Annotated in this window: 19 protein-coding genes; 8 read left to right on the forward strand and 11 right to left on the reverse strand. The window is 71.2% G+C overall.

The window, feature by feature from the left end; genetic code table 11:
• Positions 1–9: 9 nt before the first annotated feature.
• Together AB0I38_RS09020 and AB0I38_RS09025 are read right to left on the reverse strand one after the other, a co-directional pair.
• The gene (locus AB0I38_RS09020; protein WP_358464378.1) at positions 10–1,419 is read right to left on the reverse strand and encodes a leucyl aminopeptidase; all 1,410 of its coding nucleotides are present in this window, start codon (positions 1,417–1,419) and stop codon (positions 10–12) included.
• A gap of 75 nt (positions 1,420–1,494) precedes the next feature.
• The gene (locus AB0I38_RS09025; protein ID WP_020545024.1) at positions 1,495–1,662 is read right to left on the reverse strand and encodes a DUF3117 domain-containing protein; all 168 of its coding nucleotides are present in this window, start codon (positions 1,660–1,662) and stop codon (positions 1,495–1,497) included.
• Positions 1,663–1,841: 179 nt separating this feature from the next.
• On the opposite strand from AB0I38_RS09025, the gene AB0I38_RS09030 reads away from it, so the two are divergent.
• A complete protein-coding gene (locus AB0I38_RS09030; protein ID WP_358464381.1) occupies positions 1,842–2,618 on the forward strand; it encodes a PaaX family transcriptional regulator in 777 nt (258 codons plus the stop codon).
• Complete coding sequence (locus AB0I38_RS09035) at positions 2,615–3,391, forward strand: enoyl-CoA hydratase-related protein (RefSeq protein WP_358464384.1); 777 nt, start codon at positions 2,615–2,617, stop codon at positions 3,389–3,391. The genes AB0I38_RS09030 and AB0I38_RS09035 overlap by 4 nt, the downstream gene beginning before the upstream one ends.
• 57 nt (positions 3,392–3,448) lie before the next feature.
• Here AB0I38_RS09035 and AB0I38_RS09040 read toward each other — a convergent pair whose 3' ends face one another.
• Together AB0I38_RS09040 and AB0I38_RS09045 are read right to left on the reverse strand one after the other, a co-directional pair.
• Positions 3,449–4,045, reverse strand: a complete 597-nt coding sequence (locus AB0I38_RS09040; RefSeq protein ID WP_358464387.1) for a DNA-3-methyladenine glycosylase I — start codon at positions 4,043–4,045, stop codon at positions 3,449–3,451.
• Positions 3,999–4,760 (reverse strand): hypothetical protein, encoded by a 762-nt coding sequence (locus tag AB0I38_RS09045; protein WP_358464390.1) that lies wholly within the window; start codon positions 4,758–4,760, stop codon positions 3,999–4,001. Before AB0I38_RS09045 ends, AB0I38_RS09040 begins: the two co-directional genes overlap by 47 nt.
• A 28-nt stretch (positions 4,761–4,788) precedes the next feature.
• Here AB0I38_RS09045 and AB0I38_RS09050 point away from each other — a divergent pair, with 28 nt between their 5' ends.
• Positions 4,789–5,070, forward strand: a complete 282-nt coding sequence (locus AB0I38_RS09050; protein ID WP_358464393.1) for a hypothetical protein — start codon at positions 4,789–4,791, stop codon at positions 5,068–5,070.
• A gap of 4 nt (positions 5,071–5,074) precedes the next feature.
• Here the strand turns inward: AB0I38_RS09050 and AB0I38_RS09055 are convergent, their stop codons facing one another.
• From AB0I38_RS09055 to AB0I38_RS09070, 4 genes are all read right to left on the reverse strand, one after another.
• Positions 5,075–5,659: a TIGR00730 family Rossman fold protein gene (locus AB0I38_RS09055; RefSeq protein WP_358464396.1), complete on the reverse strand. Its 585-nt coding sequence runs from the start codon at positions 5,657–5,659 to the stop codon at positions 5,075–5,077.
• An 11-nt stretch (positions 5,660–5,670) separates the two neighbouring features.
• On the reverse strand, positions 5,671–6,468 hold the full coding sequence (locus AB0I38_RS09060; protein WP_358464399.1) for a TIGR00730 family Rossman fold protein: 798 nt from the start codon (positions 6,466–6,468) through the stop codon (positions 5,671–5,673).
• Between the two features lie 268 nt (positions 6,469–6,736).
• Positions 6,737–7,792 (reverse strand): succinyl-diaminopimelate desuccinylase, encoded by a 1,056-nt coding sequence (gene dapE / locus AB0I38_RS09065; RefSeq protein ID WP_358464402.1) that lies wholly within the window; start codon positions 7,790–7,792, stop codon positions 6,737–6,739.
• Positions 7,792–8,625 carry a 2,3,4,5-tetrahydropyridine-2,6-dicarboxylate N-succinyltransferase gene (locus tag AB0I38_RS09070; protein WP_358464405.1) on the reverse strand — a complete coding sequence of 278 codons (834 nt, stop codon included), beginning with the start codon at positions 8,623–8,625 and terminating at the stop codon, positions 7,792–7,794. Before AB0I38_RS09070 ends, dapE begins: the two co-directional genes overlap by 1 nt.
• Positions 8,626–8,662: 37 nt before the next feature.
• Between AB0I38_RS09070 and AB0I38_RS09075 the strand changes: the two genes are divergently transcribed.
• Complete coding sequence (locus AB0I38_RS09075; protein WP_358464408.1) at positions 8,663–9,484, forward strand: hypothetical protein; 822 nt, start codon at positions 8,663–8,665, stop codon at positions 9,482–9,484.
• Here AB0I38_RS09075 and AB0I38_RS09080 read toward each other — a convergent pair.
• The 3 genes from AB0I38_RS09080 to fdxA form a co-directional block, all read right to left on the reverse strand.
• The gene (locus AB0I38_RS09080; protein ID WP_358464411.1) at positions 9,481–10,149 is read right to left on the reverse strand and encodes a DUF4178 domain-containing protein; all 669 of its coding nucleotides are present in this window, start codon (positions 10,147–10,149) and stop codon (positions 9,481–9,483) included. The two genes, AB0I38_RS09075 and AB0I38_RS09080, sit on opposite strands and share 4 nt — an antisense overlap.
• A 92-nt stretch (positions 10,150–10,241) precedes the next feature.
• A complete protein-coding gene (gene dapC, locus AB0I38_RS09085) occupies positions 10,242–11,312 on the reverse strand; it encodes a succinyldiaminopimelate transaminase (RefSeq protein ID WP_358464414.1) in 1,071 nt (356 codons plus the stop codon).
• A gap of 134 nt (positions 11,313–11,446) precedes the next feature.
• Positions 11,447–11,773, reverse strand: coding sequence for a ferredoxin (fdxA, locus tag AB0I38_RS09090; protein ID WP_189124213.1), 327 nt, complete (start codon positions 11,771–11,773; stop codon positions 11,447–11,449).
• Between the two features lie 145 nt (positions 11,774–11,918).
• Here fdxA and AB0I38_RS40380 point away from each other — a divergent pair, with 145 nt between their 5' ends.
• From AB0I38_RS40380 to AB0I38_RS09105, 4 genes are all read left to right on the forward strand, one after another.
• Entirely contained in the window at positions 11,919–12,110 is a 192-nt protein-coding gene (locus AB0I38_RS40380; RefSeq protein ID WP_436838733.1) for a putative acetyltransferase, read from the forward strand.
• 17 nt (positions 12,111–12,127) lie between these two features.
• Entirely contained in the window at positions 12,128–13,186 is a 1,059-nt protein-coding gene (locus tag AB0I38_RS09095; RefSeq protein ID WP_358464417.1) for an ABC transporter substrate-binding protein, read from the forward strand.
• A gap of 101 nt (positions 13,187–13,287) precedes the next feature.
• Positions 13,288–14,064, forward strand: a complete 777-nt coding sequence (locus AB0I38_RS09100; protein WP_358464420.1) for a class I SAM-dependent methyltransferase — start codon at positions 13,288–13,290, stop codon at positions 14,062–14,064.
• 112 nt (positions 14,065–14,176) lie between these two features.
• Positions 14,177–16,831: a hypothetical protein gene (locus tag AB0I38_RS09105; protein WP_358464422.1), complete on the forward strand. Its 2,655-nt coding sequence runs from the start codon at positions 14,177–14,179 to the stop codon at positions 16,829–16,831.
• Positions 16,832–16,834 lie beyond the last annotated feature (3 nt).

A 16,834-nucleotide genomic window follows, 5' to 3' on the forward strand; every position in this document is an offset into this window, starting at 1 on the left:
GGCCACCGGTCACGGCCGGGTGAGCCACTCCAGCAGCACGCGCACCCCGAACCCCGTCGCCCCCTTGGTGAGGGTGCCCTCGTCGACGGTGCTGCGGCCGACGCCCGCGATGTCGAGGTGGGCCCACGGCCGCTTGCCCGCGAACTCCCGCAGGAACAACGCCGCCGTGATGGACCCCGCCCCGTAGGTGGAGCCGATCTCGACGTTGGACAGGTCGGCGATCGACGACTCCAGCGCGGGCTCGTAGTCGTCGATCAGTGGCATTCGCCACAGCCGGTCGTCGGTGGCCTGCCCGGCGTCGACCAGCTCCCGGGCCAGCGTGTCGTCGGTGGAGTAGACGGCCCCGACGTTGCGGCCGAGGGCGACGGTGATGGCCCCGGTGAGCGTGGCGACGTCGACGACCGCGTCGGGGTCGAGCTCGGCGTCGGCGTAGGCGAGCGCGTCGGCCAGCACCAGCCGGCCCTCGGCGTCGGTGTTGAGCACCTCGACCGTGCGGCCGCCGTAGTGCGTGATCACGTCGCTGGGCCGCTGGGCGGTGCCGGAGGGCATGTTCTCGGCCGCGGCGATCAGGCCGGTGACGCGTACGGGCGCGCCCAGGGCGGCCAGCGCCCCCAGGACGGCGATCACCACGGCGCCGCCCGCCATGTCGGTCTTCTGGGTCTTCATGTTCTCGGTCGGCTTGAGTGACAGGCCGCCCGAGTCGAACGTGATGCCCTTGCCCACCAGCACCACGTGCCGATCGGCGGGCTCGTCCGGGGTGTAGGAGAGCTGGATGAGCCGGGGCGGGCTGGCCGACCCCCTGCCGACGGCCACGATGCCGCCGAAGCCGCCCGCCTGCAGCTGCTCCTCGTCCCAGATCCGCGTGGGCACGCCCTGCTCGGCGGCGCGCTCGGCGAGCCAGACGGGGTTCTTCACGGACGAGGGCGTGTTGGCCAGGTCACGCGCGAGCGCCACGGCCTCGGCGACGGCCTGGGCGCGACGTACGGACGCCTCGTCGGCGCCGACGAACGTCAGCGCGCCGACGGACGCCTTGCCCGGCTCGCCGATGCGGTAGGTGTAGGCGGCGAGCAGCGCGGCCTCGGCGAACACCGCCACGTCGCCGTCGGGCACCACCACGGTCAGCTCCGCGCGCCCCTTGACCCGGCGGGTGAGCGCCGCCGCGGCCTTGCGCAGCGCGCGCGGCGATCCGTCGCCGACGCCGTAGAGCAGCACCCGGCCGACGCCGCTCCCGCGCGCCACGGGCACCTCCACGACCTCGCCGGCCTCACCCTTGGCCTCGTAGTGGGCCAGCAGGTCGGCCACCGGCACCGGCAGGTCGAGCGCGCGGGACGGGACCAGATCCTTGGCATAGGGAACGGCCACCAGCTCGGCGTCTGCGGGCAGGTCGGTGACCACCGACGTAGTGGTCTCAATGGGCACGGGAACAATCTCCTCGAACGTCAGCGACCCTGGCGCGAACGCCAGGGCCGTGGGGTCAGGTGGTCTCGGGAGCTCTCAGCCGACGACGTTCTTCAACGCCTCACCGAGCGCCTTTGCCTCGTCGGCGGAAATCTCCACGACGAGCCGGCCGCCACCCTCCAGGGGGACCCGCATAACTATGCCGCGCCCTTCCTTGGTGACCTCGAGCGGACCATCGCCGGTCCGCGGCTTCATCGCCGCCATGCGTGCATCCCTTCCTGCCTTGGGCTCCCGCGGCCCGCGATTTCGACCGCCCGTTAGGGAGGGCGGCGCATTCACGTCTTCTGTGATGTCCTATTCTCCCGCATCGAGAGCCCTCATGGGTAACGATCTCCTCCCAGAATGCGTTGTCCACAGTGGCCAAGACGTCCAAACTGGACTTCGTGCATGCTCGCGCCGCCCTCTTCGACCTCTACGGAGACCACCTGCGCACGCGCGGCGGGCAGGCGTCCGTGGCCGCTCTCGTACGCCTGATGAAACCCCTGGAAATCGCCGCTCCTGCGGTGCGCACCGCCGTCTCACGGATGGTCAGGCAGGGCTGGCTGTGGCCGGTCAGGCTGCCTCAGGGGCCCGGCTACGGGCTCACCCCCAAGTGCGTCAGACGGCTGGACGAGGCCGCACTGAGAATTTACCGAGCCGGAACACCGAGCTGGCACGGCCGCTGGCACCTGATCGTGCTCGAACCGGTGAAGGATCGGCAGCGCCGGGAACGGCTGAGAGCCGATCTCACCTTCCTCGGCTACGCGTCGCTGTCGGAGACCTCCTGGATCGGCCCGCGCTCCTCCCTTGAGCTCGACAACCTCCTCGACGGCGAGGGGGTCCGCGCCGACCGGTTCGACGCGGCCCTGGAGGGCGACTCGCAGGAGCTGGTGGCGCGGGCGTGGGACCTGACGGCCATCGGCGAGGCGTACGAGCACTGGCTGTCGGAGGCTGTCACGCTGGTCGGGGCGCTCCCCGAGGGGGCCCCCGGCGATCAGGTCTTCGCGACCAGGAGCAGACTGGTGCACGGGTGGCGCAACTTCTTGTTCCGCGACCCCGGCCTGCCCCCCGAGCTGTTGCCACCCGCCTGGCCTGGGGAGAAGGCCAGATCCTACTTCGAGCAGGAGGCCGCCCGCCTGCTGCCCGCAGCAGCCGCGTTCGTCGACAGGGAGTTATCGTGATCCGCTATGACGTGACCGACGCCGTCGCCACCGTCACCCTCGACCGCCCCGATGCGATGAACTCGCTGACGTCCGAGGTGAAGACCGCACTGCTGGAGGCGATGCGCCGGGCGGCCGGCGATCCGGAGGTGCGGGCGGTGCTGCTGACCGGCTCGGGCCGGGCCTTCTGCGCCGGTCAGGACCTGCGCGAGCACGCCGCCAACCTGGAGGCCGGCCGTGGCCTGGCCAACACCGTGCGCGAGCAGTACAACCCGATCGTCGAGCTGATCACCACCATGGACAAGCCGGTCGTGGCCGCGGTCAACGGCGTCGCCGCGGGCGCGGGCGCCGCGCTGGCGTTCGCCTGCGACCTGCGGGTGGCCTCGGACAAGGCGAAGTTCGCGATGGCGTTCACGGGCATCGGCCTGGCGCCCGACTCCGGCGCTTCCTGGACGCTGCGACGTCTCGTCGGTCCGGGGCGGGCGGCGGAGCTACTGCTGCTCGGCGAGCCGGTCGATGCCGCCCGCGCCCTCGAACTCGGCCTGGTCACGCGCGTGGTGCCCGCCGACGACCTGCCGAAGTCCGCCCAGGAGCTGGCCGTACGGCTGGCGCAGGGCCCCACCCTCGCGTACGCGGCGACCAAGCGGGCGCTGGCCCACGCGGCGTCGCACTCGCTGTCCGAAACCCTGCTCGTGGAGGCCGACCTACAGGACGAGTGCGTCGCCACCCGCGATCACCAGGACGCGACCAAGGCGTTCCTGGCGAAGGAGCGGCCGGTATTTCACGGCCGCTGACAGGCCCGGAGGGGCGACCGTGCCGCCGAGCCGTGAGGCGGCGGCGGCCGGGAGTGATCAGGCACTCCCGGCGCGGGCGACACATCCCTCGATGTGGTCGTTGACCAGGCCGATGGCCTGCATCAGCGCGTAGGCCGTGGTGGGGCCGACGAACCTGAACCCGTGCCGCTTCAGCTCCTTGGCCAGCGCCACGGAGCCGGGCGTGACGGCGGGGATGTCGGACATCGCCCTCGGGACGGGCGCGTCCGGGTCGGCGTGCCGCCACACCAGCTCGGACAGCCCGCCGGGCAGGTCGAGCGCGGCCCGCGCGTTGCCGATCGCCGCCTCCACCTTGGCCCGGTTGCGGACGATCCCGGCGTCGCCGAGCAGCCGTTCGACGTCGTATTCGGTGTAGGCGGCCACCTTCGGGATCGAGAATCCGTCGAAGGCGGCGCGGAAGTTGTCACGCTTGCGCAGGATCGTGAGCCACGACAGCCCGGATTGGAACGCCTCCAGCGACACCCGTTCAAAAACGCCGTCGTCACCCCGGACCGGCCGGCCCCACTCGTCGTCGTGGTAGGCCAGGTAGAGCGGGTCGGACATGCCCGCCCAGGCGCACCGCACCACCTCACTCACGAGGCGTCCGTCCACCGGAACCGCCGCCACGGGAGTCATCGGCGTCACGCCCCGCCTCACCGTCCGGCACGTCGGCCTGCGCGGCGGCCACGTCGGCCTGCGCGGCCGGGATATCGGTATCGGTGACCGAGACGTCAGCCTGAGCGGCCCGAACGTCGACCTGCGCGGCCGGGACGTCGGCCTGGGCGAGCGAGACGTCAGCCTGGGTGACGGAGATGTCGCCGGTCTGGGCGGTTTCGGGGCCGCGGCGCTCGACGCCGTTGAGTGCCGGAAGCTCCGAACCCGTGGCGAACGGAAGCTCGGAACCGGTGGCGAACGGCGCCAGGGCGGCGGTGTCGAGGGACGGGACGGGGTCACCCGCCTCGGGCAGCTCCATGGACGCGGCAGGGGCCTCGGGCTCGTGGTCGGTACGCAGGGCGGCGCCAGGGGCCGCGTAGACCTCCTGCCGCGCGTACAACCGGCTCGACAGCAGCTCGGAGACGCGCTGTTCCAGGACCGCGATCCTGGTGTCGCGGGCGGTGATCGCGTTGGCGGCCCGGCGCAACGTCTCGTCGACGCTCTGCGTGTGATAGCCGACGAGGTTGACCGGCAGATGCAACGCCATGAAGTCGACCGCCGTCAGCTGCCCCGGCTCGGGCAGGTCGAGAGGCGGCACGTCCGGCGGGAACTCGGTCAGCTCACCGCCCCTGCCAAGGGATACCAGCACGACGCAGGCCAGGATGGCGAGCGCGGCGATGGCGAGTATGACCAGCACATTGGCATCGTACTCATACCATCGAGGCATGAGTCCCGCACTTGTCGCGCCTGGTGAGCCTTTGGACCCCGCCTGGACTCCGGCGACCTCGCCCGCGCAGGCCGCCGCGCTGGCTCGGGCGGGCGCGACGGTGCTGGTCACGCTGCCGGACGAGCTCGACGCGGCGCTCGCGGCGGCCGCGATCTACTGCTGGCACGGCGCGCAGGTGTTCGTCACGGAACATACCGATCAGGTACGGCTCGCGCTGGACATGACCGAGTCGCTGGCCGGTCGCCGCCCGCCGGCCCTCACCCGTCGCGGTCTCGCCTGACGGGTCAGCCGACGGCCTCGCCGAGCTCCGCCACCGAGGGGCGGACCGGCGCGGGCCGGCCCTCCAGGTGGGCGAAGGCCTCTTCCACCGTGGTCGTCCAGGCGATGGCGTCGAACACGTCGGCCCTGGTGAAGCCCTCGTCGTACATGCCCTCGACGAGCCGGCGCAGCGGGGTGTAGAGGCCCCAGGGATCGAGGATGACCAGGGGGCGGTCGTGGATGCCGAGCACCCTGGCCGTCCAGATCTCGAAGAGCTCCTCCAGGGTGCCGATGCCGCCGGGCAGCACGAGGAAGGCGTCGGAGCGAGCGTCCATGACGCCCTTGCGCTCGCGCATGTCGGCGGTGACGATCAGCTCGCCGGAGTCGCGGTCGGCCACTTCGATGTCGACCAGGACCTGCGGGATGACACCGACGGTGTGGCCGCCCGCCGCCCGGGCCGCGGTGGCGACGGCGCCCATGCACGAGACGGTGGCGCCGCCGCTCACCAGGGTGTGGCCACGCCTGGCGAGCTCGGTGCCGACCTTCGTGGCGAGCGCGACGTACTTGGGGTCGATCTTCTGGCTGGAGGCGCAGTAGACGCAGACATTCACAAAATGTCAGCCTATTGGGGTTCGGCGATGTGCGAGGCGGCGGCCTGCCGCTCCTCCAGGTGCTGCCGGGATCGGGCCCGGTCGGAGTCGACGATGACCCGCACGGCCTCGTCGACGTCGTCGGTGACCTTGATCAGGTCGAGGTCGTGGGTGGCGATCTTGCCCGTGCCGAGCAGCGCCTTCCTGATCCAGTCGATCAGCCCGCCCCAGAACTCGGTGCCCAGCAGCACGACGGGGAACGAGGTGACCTTGCGCGTCTGCACCAGCGTCAACGCCTCGAACAGCTCGTCGAGGGTGCCGAACCCGCCGGGCAGCGCGATGAAGCCGCAGGAGTACTTCACGAACATCGTCTTGCGTACGAAGAAGTAGCGGAACTCGATGCCGAGCTCGACGTAGTCGTTCATGCGCTGCTCGAACGGCAGCTCGATGCCGAGGCCCACGGAGATGCCGCCCGCGACCTCGGTGGCGCCCCGGTTGGCCGCCTCCATGGTGCCCGGCCCGCCTCCGGTGATGACGGCGTAGCCGGCCTCGGCCAGCGCCCTGCCGAGGTCGACGCCCATCGCGTAGTAGGCGTCGTCCTTGTCCGTGCGCGCGGAGCCGAAGACGGTGACCGCCCTGGGCAGCTCCGCCAGTTGCCCGAACCCCTCCACGAACTCCGCCTGGATGCGCAGCACCCGCCACGGGTCCATGTGCACCCAGTCGGCGGGCCCCTGCCGGTCGAGCAACCGCTGGTCGTGGGTGGACTCGGGGACCAGCGCGCCACGGACCACGGCCTGACCCTGACGGCGTTCGCGACGTATCTTCTCCATGCGGATCACGCTAGTCCTCTTCCCCGGCCGGCGAGTCCCGGCCGGCGCCTGTCACCCCGTGGGCTCACTACGGGGCGGACCCGGGTGTGAGTCGCCGACAGGACATCATGGATGGCATAACCGCAGATGAATGGCCTGCGTCGGGCTCGTAAAAAATCTGGAGGAAGCAGGGAACCGAATTTCGACCCCCTCGCGTCTAACTGCCGAGGGTGCTGCTCGGGACTGAAAGTGGCTCTCCCCGCCAAATGGCCGGCGAGGAGAGCCACTTTCACGTTGTGAGCCAGTCGAGCATCGCCCGCTCGCTCTCCACGATCTTGGACAGCGACACGTACTCTCCCTGCTGGTGCGCCAGGTTCGGATCGCCCGGCCCGTAGTTGACGGCCGGAACTCCCAAGGTGGAGAACCTCGCCACGTCGGTCCATCCCAGCTTCGCCCGGGGCACGCCGCCCACCGCCGCGGCGAAGGCGGCGGCCACCGGATGCGTGAGGCCCGGCCGGGCGGCGGGGGCCGCGTCCACGAAGCGGACCTCGTACCCGTCGAAGACCTCCCGCACGTGCGTCTGCGCCTCCTCCACCGACAGGTCGGGCGCGAACCGGTAGTTGACCGTCACCACGCAGGCGTCGGGGATCACGTTGCCCGCCACCCCGCCCTCGACGCGTACGGCGTTGAGGCCCTCGTGGTATTCGAGCCCGTCGACCACCGGCCGCCGCGCCCGGTAGGCGTTGAGTCTGGCCAGCACCGGTTCGATGCCGTGAATGGCGTTGACCCCGAACCACGACCTGGCGCTGTGCGCGCGCTTGCCCGTCACCAGGATCTCGGCCCGCAGCGTGCCCTGGCAGCCGCCCTCGATCACCCCGTCGGTCGGCTCCATGAGCACCGCGAAGTCGGCCGCCAGCCAGCCGGGGTGGTCGCGGCTCACCCGGGTGAGCCCGTTGCGCTCCGCCTCTATCTCCTCACAGTCGTAAAAGAGGAACGTGATGTCGCGGTTGGGGACCGGCACGGTGGCCGCCAGCTTGAGGGCGACCGCCACTCCCGCCTTCATGTCGGAGGTGCCGCAGCCGTAGAGCAGGTCGCCCTCGACGCGGCTCGGCAGGTTGGCGGCCACGGGCACCGTGTCGAGGTGTCCGGCGATCAGCACGCGCTCGCCGCGCCCCAGTGAGGTGCGGGCGACGACGGTCTCGCCCGACCGGTCGAGCTCGAGATGCGGCAGCGCGGCGAGCGCCCGCTCGATCTCGTCGGCCAGCGCCTTCTCGGCTCCGCTCACCGACTCGATGTCCACGATCGCCGCCGTCAGCGCACGCACGTCCTGTGTCAGGTCCAGCATCAGGTATTGGCTCCATGTTCGCGCAGCACCTCATTGAGGGCCGCCTTGTCATGCCGCTGTCCCGGGTCCAGGCGCTTGATCACCAGCACGCAGGGCAGCCCGAACACGCCTCCGGGAAACTCCTTCTGCCGGGTGCCGCCGACGGCCACGCACCAGTCGGGGATCCGGCCACGGGCCAGTTCCTCGCCCGTCAGCACGTCGATCACCGGGATCGTCGCCGACAGGATCGTGCCCGCGCCCACCACGGCGCCACGTCCGACCCGGGCGCCCTCGACGATCATCGCGCGGCTGCCCACCAGCGCGTCGTCCTCCACGACCACCGGCACGGCGTTGGGCGGCTCCAGCACACCGCCGATGCCCACCCCGCCCGACAGATGCACGTTGCTGCCGATCTGGGCGCAGGATCCGACCGTGGCCCAGGTGTCGACCATCGTGCCGGCGCCGATGTAGGCCCCGATGTTGGTGAACGACGGCATCAGCACCACGCCGGGCGCCGCGTAGGAGCCCCAGCGCGCGATGGCCCCGGGGACCACCCGGACCCCGTCGAAGGTGGTCTTGAGCGGCAGCCGGTCATGGTGCTGGAAGTCGCCCACCTGCGACCTGGCCAGGCCGAGCACCTTGAACGCGAGCAGGATCGCGCGTTTGGCCCGCTCGTCGACGACCACCTCGCCGTCGGACAACTCGGCGACCCGCGCCTTGCCGGTGTCGAGCAGGTCGATCGCGCCGACCACCACGGCGCGGGCCTCGGCGTCGCTCGGCGACAGCTCCGCGCGCCGCTCCCACAGGGCGTCGACGGCCCGCGGGAGCGGTGACGAGGTGCTCTGGTGACTCATGGCCACGGAGCCTATCTGGCCAGGTAGGTTTTTCAGGGTGCGCCTGCGCTTCTCCCGCGGAGTCTTCACCATCGCGGTCATCGTTCTCGTGCTCGCGGTGGGGATCTCCGTGGGCCTCTACACGCTGCTCAAGAAGGCCAAGCCGCTGGCCGTGCCCGAGGCCTCCTGCGCCGTGCGGACTCCCGACGGGTCGCTCGGCCTCGACATCGAGCAGGCGCAGGTGTCGGCCACCATCGCGGCCGTGGCGGCGCGGCGCAAGCTGCCCGAGCGGGCCGTGGTGATCGCCTACGCGACGGCGCTGCAGGAGTCGAAGCTCCGCAACCTCGACCACGGCGACCGCGACTCGGTCGGTGTGTTCCAGCAGCGCGAGTCGCAGGGGTGGGGCACGCAGAAACAGATCATGGACCCGGTCTACTCGACGAACAAGTTCTTCGCCGCGCTGGTCAAGGTCAAGAACTACCGGACCATCCCGCTGGCCGAGGCCGCGCAGGAGGTGCAGCGCTCCGCCGGCGGCTACGCCTACGCGCCCCACGAGACCGATGCCAAGATCCTGGCCGCGGCGTTCACCGGCCGGGTCCCCCGGGCCGTGCACTGCTGGTATCCACCGGCCAAGGGGCAGACCGCCGCGCCCGTGGCGCGGACCGGCGAGGCCCGCCGCCAGCTGGCGCGGGCACTCGGCAACGCCACCGTCACCACCAAGAGGCGCGGCTGGCTGATCGCCGCCTGGTCGGTGGCCCACGCGCAGAAATACGGCCTGAGCCGGGTCGGGTTCAGCGGGGCCACCTGGTCCAACGATCTGGAGGTCGATGACTGGCAGTCCGGCGGCAAGGCGGGCGACCGCCGCGTCGAGCTGTCCTAGGACGCGCGGCTGACGATGTCGATCGAGCCGGGCGGCAGCGGCCGGGCGTAGCTGGCGGTCCACGACCTGCCCTGGATGCGCTCGAAGGAGAGCAACCGCCCGTCGGAGGCGCGGTAGTCGGCGAAGTCGAGCAGCCCACGCTCGGGGTTGCCAGTGTCGCCCTCACATCTGAACGCCGCCGTGCCCCGCTCGATCGGGAAGAACTCGACGCCCTCCATGATCAGCATGCTTTTGGCGGGAACCATGCCCTGGGTGGGCACCTCGGTCCAGAGGAGCACCTCCAGGTGCGGCGGATCTCCCTGGGCGAGGCCCTGGCGCACCTCCACCGACAGCCACTGGAAGCGGCGGGTGCGGTCGCGCAGCAGGTATTCGGTCCACTGCTGGCCCTGCCACGACATGAACATCGCGCCCAGCACGCGCGCGGGCGAGCCGTGGACGTGGATCCGGTCTCCGACCTGGATGGCCCGGGGATCGGTGTAGTCGGACCCCGCATGCCCAGCCGCGCTCACCGGCGCCGGTAACGGGGTCTCAACAGGAGCGACCTCAACCGGCGGCGCGGCTGTGCGGCCCTTCCTGTCCTGGCGCAGGGTGGCCAAGAAGGCTCCCAGCAGCAGGAGGACGGTGGCGATGCTCAGCCCGAGTACGACCATGGAGGTCATGCTCATCGATCAGCTCGCTCCACTCGCGGTCTGCCTCGGCAAACGCCCTTATCAATTTATGCTTGCTCGCAATTGCGAGCCAACTATGACGCGGGATCCTACTGGAGGCGGCGCACCGCCGCACTGATCCTTTCGTCAGTGGCCGTCATGGCGATACGGACATGTCGCTTACCTGCTGGTCCGTAGAAATCGCCCGGTGCGACCAAAATGCCGATTTCGGAGAGTTTGCTTACCTGATCCCAGGCGTGCTCTCCGTTGGACGCCCAAAGGTACAGTCCGGCCGTCGAGTGATCGACGCGCCAGCCCGCCTGTTCGAGCGCGGGACGCAGCCGGGCACGACGGGCGGCGTAGAGCTCGCGCTGCGCGTCGGCGTGCTCGTCGTCGCCCAGCGCGGCCGTCATCGCGGCCTGGACGGGACCGGGCATCAGCATGCCCGCGTGCTTGCGCACGTGCAGCAGCCGGCCCACCAGAGCGGGATCGCCCGTGACGAACGCCGCCCGATATCCGGCCAGGTTGGACCGTTTGGACAGCGAGTGCACCGCGAGCAGCCCCTCGTGGGAGCCGCCGCAGACGTCGGGATGCAGGATCGAGACCGGCCGCTCTTCCCAGCCGAGCTCCAGGTAGCACTCGTCTGAGGCGACGACCGTGCCGCGCTCGCGCGCCCAGGCCACCACCTTGCGCAGGTGCTCGGGCGGCAGAACCCGGCCCGTGGGGTTGCCCGGGGAGTTGACCCAGACCAGGTCGACGTGCTGGGGGCCGAGCGCCAGCAGGCCGTCGGCCGCCATCGCCGCCGCCCCGGCCAGCCGGGCCCCCACGTCGTAGGTGGGATAGGCCAGCTCGGGGAAGACGACCCGCTTGGCGCCGAGATAGGTCGGCAGCCAGGCGACGAACTCCTTGGACCCGAGCAGCGGCAGCACGTCGCGCGCGTCGACGGTGACGCCGTGCCTGCGGTGCAGCCAGCCCGCCGCGGCCTCCCGCAACTCCGTGGTGCCGTGGGTCAGCGGATAGCCGGGGCTGTCCGCCGCCGCGCACAGCGCGTTCTGGACCAACTGCGGCACCGGATCGACGGGCGTGCCGACCGAGAGGTCGACGATGCCCTCGGGATGCGCGCGGGCGCGCTCCTTGTACGGCTCCAGCCGGTCCCACGGGAAGTCAGGCAGGGTGTTCACGAGGCTCCAGGATCTCGGTGGTGCGGCGGGATGCGACGCATGCCGGAGGACCGGCTCGCCACGTCTTCCCGAGACGGCGCCCGGGAAGACCCGCGGGTGGGCGGCTCCGGAGAGCGGCCCACGCCCTGCGACGGCTAGTGACCCTCGCCCTGCGGGGGCAGCGCGGCCACGACCGGGTGGTCCTTCTCGATCTTGCCGACCTTGGAGGCGCCACCGGGCGAGCCGAGGTCCTCGAAGAAGTCGACGTTGGCCCGGTAGTACTCCTTCCACTGCTCAGGAAGGTCGTCCTCATAGAAAATGGCCTCGACGGGGCACACTGGCTCGCACGCGCCGCAGTCAACGCACTCGTCGGGGTGAATGTAAAGCATGCGCTCGCCCTCGTAGATGCAGTCGACGGGGCATTCCTCGATGCACGCCTTGTCCAGGACGTCCACGCAAGGCTGCGCGATGACGTAGGTCACCTCGAGCTCCTTCTTCTCCGCCACCATGGCATGTCTCTGACCGCGGTTTGCTACGCCCTAGTATTGCCGTGCTTGCCAACTGGCCGGAACGGAGGGTGGCAAACTCGTGGCCGGTCGCTTCGTGATCAGCATCACAGTCGCCGACGTGGGGACGCGAATCACCACGCGCAGACGCGATCCGGGGGGTTTCCGCGACGCCGTGGGCATCCTGGAAGCGTGGGACGACGGAATCCTCAAAGTTCGTAAAAGAGACGGCACGCTGGTGGAGATCCCCGAAGAGTCGCTGGTGGCGGCCCGAGTCGTTCCCGCCGCGCCTCCTCGACCTGGAGCTTCATAACCGTAAGTATTCACTCTGTGACCGTACGTACCTGCGCCGCTGTCGCAGCCATCCTCGTCAGCGCCGGATGCGGCGCGTCGACGACCACAGAGTCCAAGCCGTTGCCTCCGGTCAACGCCAAGGCCAGCTCCATGAAGGCGGGCTTCGGCAGCCTGGAGCGGCTCGCCGAGGCCGCCAAGCAGGAGGGCGAGCTCAACGTCATCGCCCTGCCGCGTGACTGGGTCAACTACGGCCAGATCATCGACACCTTCGCCGAGAAGTACGGCGTCAAGGTGAACGAGCTCGAACCGAACGCCAGCAGCCAGCGCGAGATCGACGCCGCCGGGCGGCTGAAGCCCGACGTGTTCGACCTGACCCTGGACGTGGCGGTGGCCAACGCCGCCACCTTCGCCCCGTACAAGGTGCAGGGCTGGCAGGACCTGCCCGACGACGTCAAGGCCGCGTCCGGCGCCTGGTACGCCGCCTACGGCAGCTACATGTCGATCGGCTACGACCCGCGCACGGTGCCCGCGCCCGCCTCCTTCGCCGACCTGGCCAAGCCCGGCTACATGGTGGCGCTCGACGGCGACCCGCTGCGCTCCATGGGCGCCTTCGAGGGCGTGATGGCGGCCTCGCTGCTGCACGGCGTGCCCCGCCCGCAGCGCGGAGTCGAGCTGTTCCACAGGCTGAAGCGGGAGGGGCGGCTCACCGAGCCGGCCAAGGCCAACGTGGTCGTCGGCTGGGACCACCTCAACGCCGCCCGCAGCGCCCATGACCCCGAAGCGTGGAAGGTGACGATCCCGAAGGACGCGCCGCTCGGCGCCTACCACGTCCTGGCGATCAGCAAGCACGCGCCACATCCCGCCGCCGCCCGGCTCTGGCAGGAGTTCGTCCTCTCCGACGAAGGCCAGAACCTCCTCCAGAAGGGCTTCGCCCGGCCCGCCCGCGGCGAGGCCATGCTCACGCGGGGCACCCTCGACACCCACCAGGCCGCCCGGCTGCCCGCGGCTCCCGGGCCGCCCATCCTGCTCACGATCCCGCAGACGGACGCCGGCAAGTCCTACCTGAAGAAGGAATGGACAAAGAGCGGCGGATGAGACCGATGTGACTTGGTATGTCATAGAGACGTTCAGCCTCTAAAGTGAATGGACAGCACGGCCACGGGGGCCCGATGTCTGACGAATGAGAGCTGATCGTCTTGCGCTATGACACACCGAGCTTGGAGCGGTGGAGCAGTCGCGCCTACGACGGCAGCTTCGGCTACGTCTCCACCCAGGGCGCTCCCCTCGTCGACCTGCTCGACCCGCAGCCGGGGGAGCGCGTGCTGGACCTCGGCTGCGGCACCGGCGTGCAGACCGCCCAGATCGCCTCCCGCGGGGCCCGCGTGCTCGGCATCGACGGGTCCTCCGCGATGATCGAGAAGGCCCTCGCCCAGTATCCGGGCATCGACTTCATCATCGGCGACGGCCACGACTTCACCGTGGCGCAGGCCTACGACGCCGTCTTCTCCAACGCCGCGCTGCACTGGATGAGCCGCGACCCCGCCGCCGTCATCGCCAGCGTGCGCGAGGCGCTCACGCCCGGCGGGAGATTCGTGGCCGAGATGGGCGGGGCCGGCAACTGCGCCGAGCTGACCGCCGCCATGCTCACGGCCTGGCGAGAGTACGGCCTGCGCGAACCCGACCTGCCCTGGTATTTTCCCACTCCCGCCGAGTACGCCCGGCGCCTGGAGCGCGAGGGCTTCGTCGTGCGGCTGCTCGAATACTTCGACCGCCCCACGCCCCTCGACGAGTGCCCCGCCGGAGCCGCCGACTGGGTGCGCATGTTCGCGTCCTCGGTACTCGAAGGGCTGCCGCCGGATATCGTCGAACCCCTGCTCCGGCGGGTCAACGAACTGGCGGCGCCGGCGCTGCGCAGGGAGACCGGCTGGATGGCCGACTACGTACGCCTGCGCTTCGCCGCCGTACGACGTTGATGCGTCGTCCATGATGCGTAGTGCCGTTTTGCCGGACTATGGTCTTTTCCGTGGGCGGCGAGAGTATGGCTGCACCGCTTCGGCGGAGTGAGGGGCTGGTGAACGGAACGGGATGAATTTCTGCCTGAGCGACCTCGTACCACCGTTGAGGTGGAGCGACGCGTCCACGATCACGCTTCTCACCGGGCAGCCGGACCTTCCGGACGCCTGGTGGCGCAGCCTGCCCCTGCCGCTCGTCCTCGCGGCGATCGCCCCGGAGTCGCTGGCGGAGCTCCTCACGGAGATCACGCTGGAGCACTGGCCCGCCGCCTCCGTGGGTGACGTCCTGCCCGCGCTGCACGTGCTCGATCCGGACGAGGCCGACGAGCCTCAGGTCGCGATCGCGCTCGACCGGGCGGGCTCCTGGGCCGGACTGCTCGCCCTGACGGGCAGAGAGCTGGTCGACCAGCCGTTCATCCAGGCGCGCCCCGTGCTCACCACCCTGTTCTCCTCGGTCCTGGTACGACTCGCACCCGCTCGTCCCGCGGCCGCTCCCGCCAAGGCGCCCGGCGCCGAGATCGTGGTTCTCGAACCGGCCGTCGACGACTCCCAGCCGGTGCTCGACGCCGACGCCGAACCCCTGACCGAGGACGCCTCCGAGCCGCAACTGGCGGTCGACGCCGACGTGCCCTCGGCCGACTCCTCGGGCCCGCTGCGCCCCCGTGTCCTCGACGGGCCCCCCAGAGACCCCTCCCCCGGCGGCGCGTCCCCGGGCGACGGCCTCGCCGACATCTTCCGCCCCCACTTCCGAGCCGTCGACCCACACGACCAGCCCGACGAAGGCGCGGCCGACTCCCCCGGCCTGTCCTTGGCCGAACCCCCGGCTTCAGCCGCGGCCGACTCGCCGTCGGGTCCGGACGCCGCCGACCGTGTCGTCTCGCCGGCGAGTACGAACTCCGCCGCGGCAGGCGCGGCCGGCGCACAGGGGGACGTGGCCGGGTTCCAGGCCGAGGCCGCCAACGACGCAGAACCGGACCGGCAGGCCGCCGACGAAGCCGCCGACCCACGCCGACTGGCGGCCGAATCCGCCGACGCACGCCGGCGGGCCGCCGAATCCGCTGACGAGGCCGCCGAGGCGCGTCGGCAGGTTTCGGACTTCGCGGACGAGGCCGTCGAAGCGCACCGTGCGGGCAACGGCGAGACCCCGGCTCGCGAACCGGAACTCGCCGCCGACGCGGACGACTCACGCGCGAACGCCGCCGCCGACGAGGACGGCGAGGTGTACGCCGCTGACGCTGAACACGCGGGCGTGGCCGACGCGAACGCCGCCGACCCGCGAGCCGACGCGAACCCCGCTGACTCGGACCGGGCGAATGCAGCCGATCCACAGGCGGACGCCAACGCCGCCGTCCTACGAGCGGACGCGAACGCCGCTGACTCGGACCGGGCGAATGCAGCCGATCCACAGGCCGACGCCGGTGACGCTTACCGGGCCGACGCGGGTGACTCGCCGGCGGAAGTGGCCATCGCTGCGGCTGACCCGGGTGACGCCGCTGACCCGCAGGCGCGGGCCGCCGGCGCGGGCGGTTCGGCGGGACGAGTTCGGGACGAGGACGTCGATGACGGCGCCGGGGGCGGGCGTGGCGGTGCGGACGGGCCGTCCGGTGACGGGCGGGATCTGGCTGAGCTGATCGAGGTGGCGTTCGCCGGGCTGGACGACAAGAGCTGGGCCGTGGCGCAGAACAGGGTGTTCACCGACGAGCCGTCGGCGGTGGACCAGCTGGCCAAGCTGTTCGCCGTGCCCCCCGCCGAGATCGCCGCGACCGAGACGCGGCTGAGGGCCCAGCTCGACCAGTGGCTGGCCAGCGACGAGGCGGCCCCGTACCGAGCGCACCTGGACGAGCTGCGCAGGTCGATCGGCCCGGCCGCACCCAAGGAGCGGCTGATCGGGGCGGCGCCGTGGCACACGAAGGAGATCCGCGCGCTGGAGGTGCCCGCCTGGCAGTTCGTGCTGGCGACCCTGCCGGCCCACGCGCACCAGGAGGGCGGCCCAGGGCCGTTGCCCGAGGCGGCGGGGATGCGGCCCGAGGAGCCGGGGGCGCGGCCCGAGGCGCCGTCGGCGTTCGCCCGGCCGGCTCCGGCCAACGGGGCGCCGCCTCCGGCGCCGCTGTTCCAGGCGTTCGCGCCGGCCACGCCCGTGGAAGCCAACTCCGGGGAGGCCAACCCCGGGGAGGCCAACGGGGGGCCGGTCGAGCAGCCGGCGAAGCCGTACCAGCCGTTGAAGGACGTCTCCCAGACGCGGCGTTGCTTCCGCCAGCCGGACGGGCGGTGGTGGCTGCGCATCGACGTCACGGCCGACCAGTTGGCCGGAAGCGAGTGCGCGCTGCCCACCGGGTTCGCGGCGTACCTGGGCCTGTCGCCCGGTGAGACCCGGACCGTCAAGAGCGCGGCGGGCTCGCTGACCATGACGTGGCACGGCAGGCCGGTGCTGGAGTCCATCGAACGGCTGCTCGTGGACGTGGGCGCGAAGGAGGGCGGTCACCTGTTCCTCACGCTGTCGGACGAGGGGGTGCTGCGGGCCAGGCACCTGCCGGTCGCCGCGCAGAGCGCCGAGAAGATCACCAGGGCGCTCCGCCTGGTCGGCTACACCGCGCCGGGCGGCACCAAGGATCAGGCCGCGAGGGTGATCGCCACCAGGATCGGCATGACCGGCCCGGTGGCCCTGCCCGACCTGTTCACCAGGCTCCGCGAGCGCGGGGACCGCGACCTGCTCGTTCTGCTGGACTGAGCC

It is taken from the genome of Nonomuraea cavernae (genome assembly GCF_040655715.1).
GTDB lineage: Bacteria > Actinomycetota > Actinomycetes > Streptosporangiales > Streptosporangiaceae > Nonomuraea > Nonomuraea cavernae_A.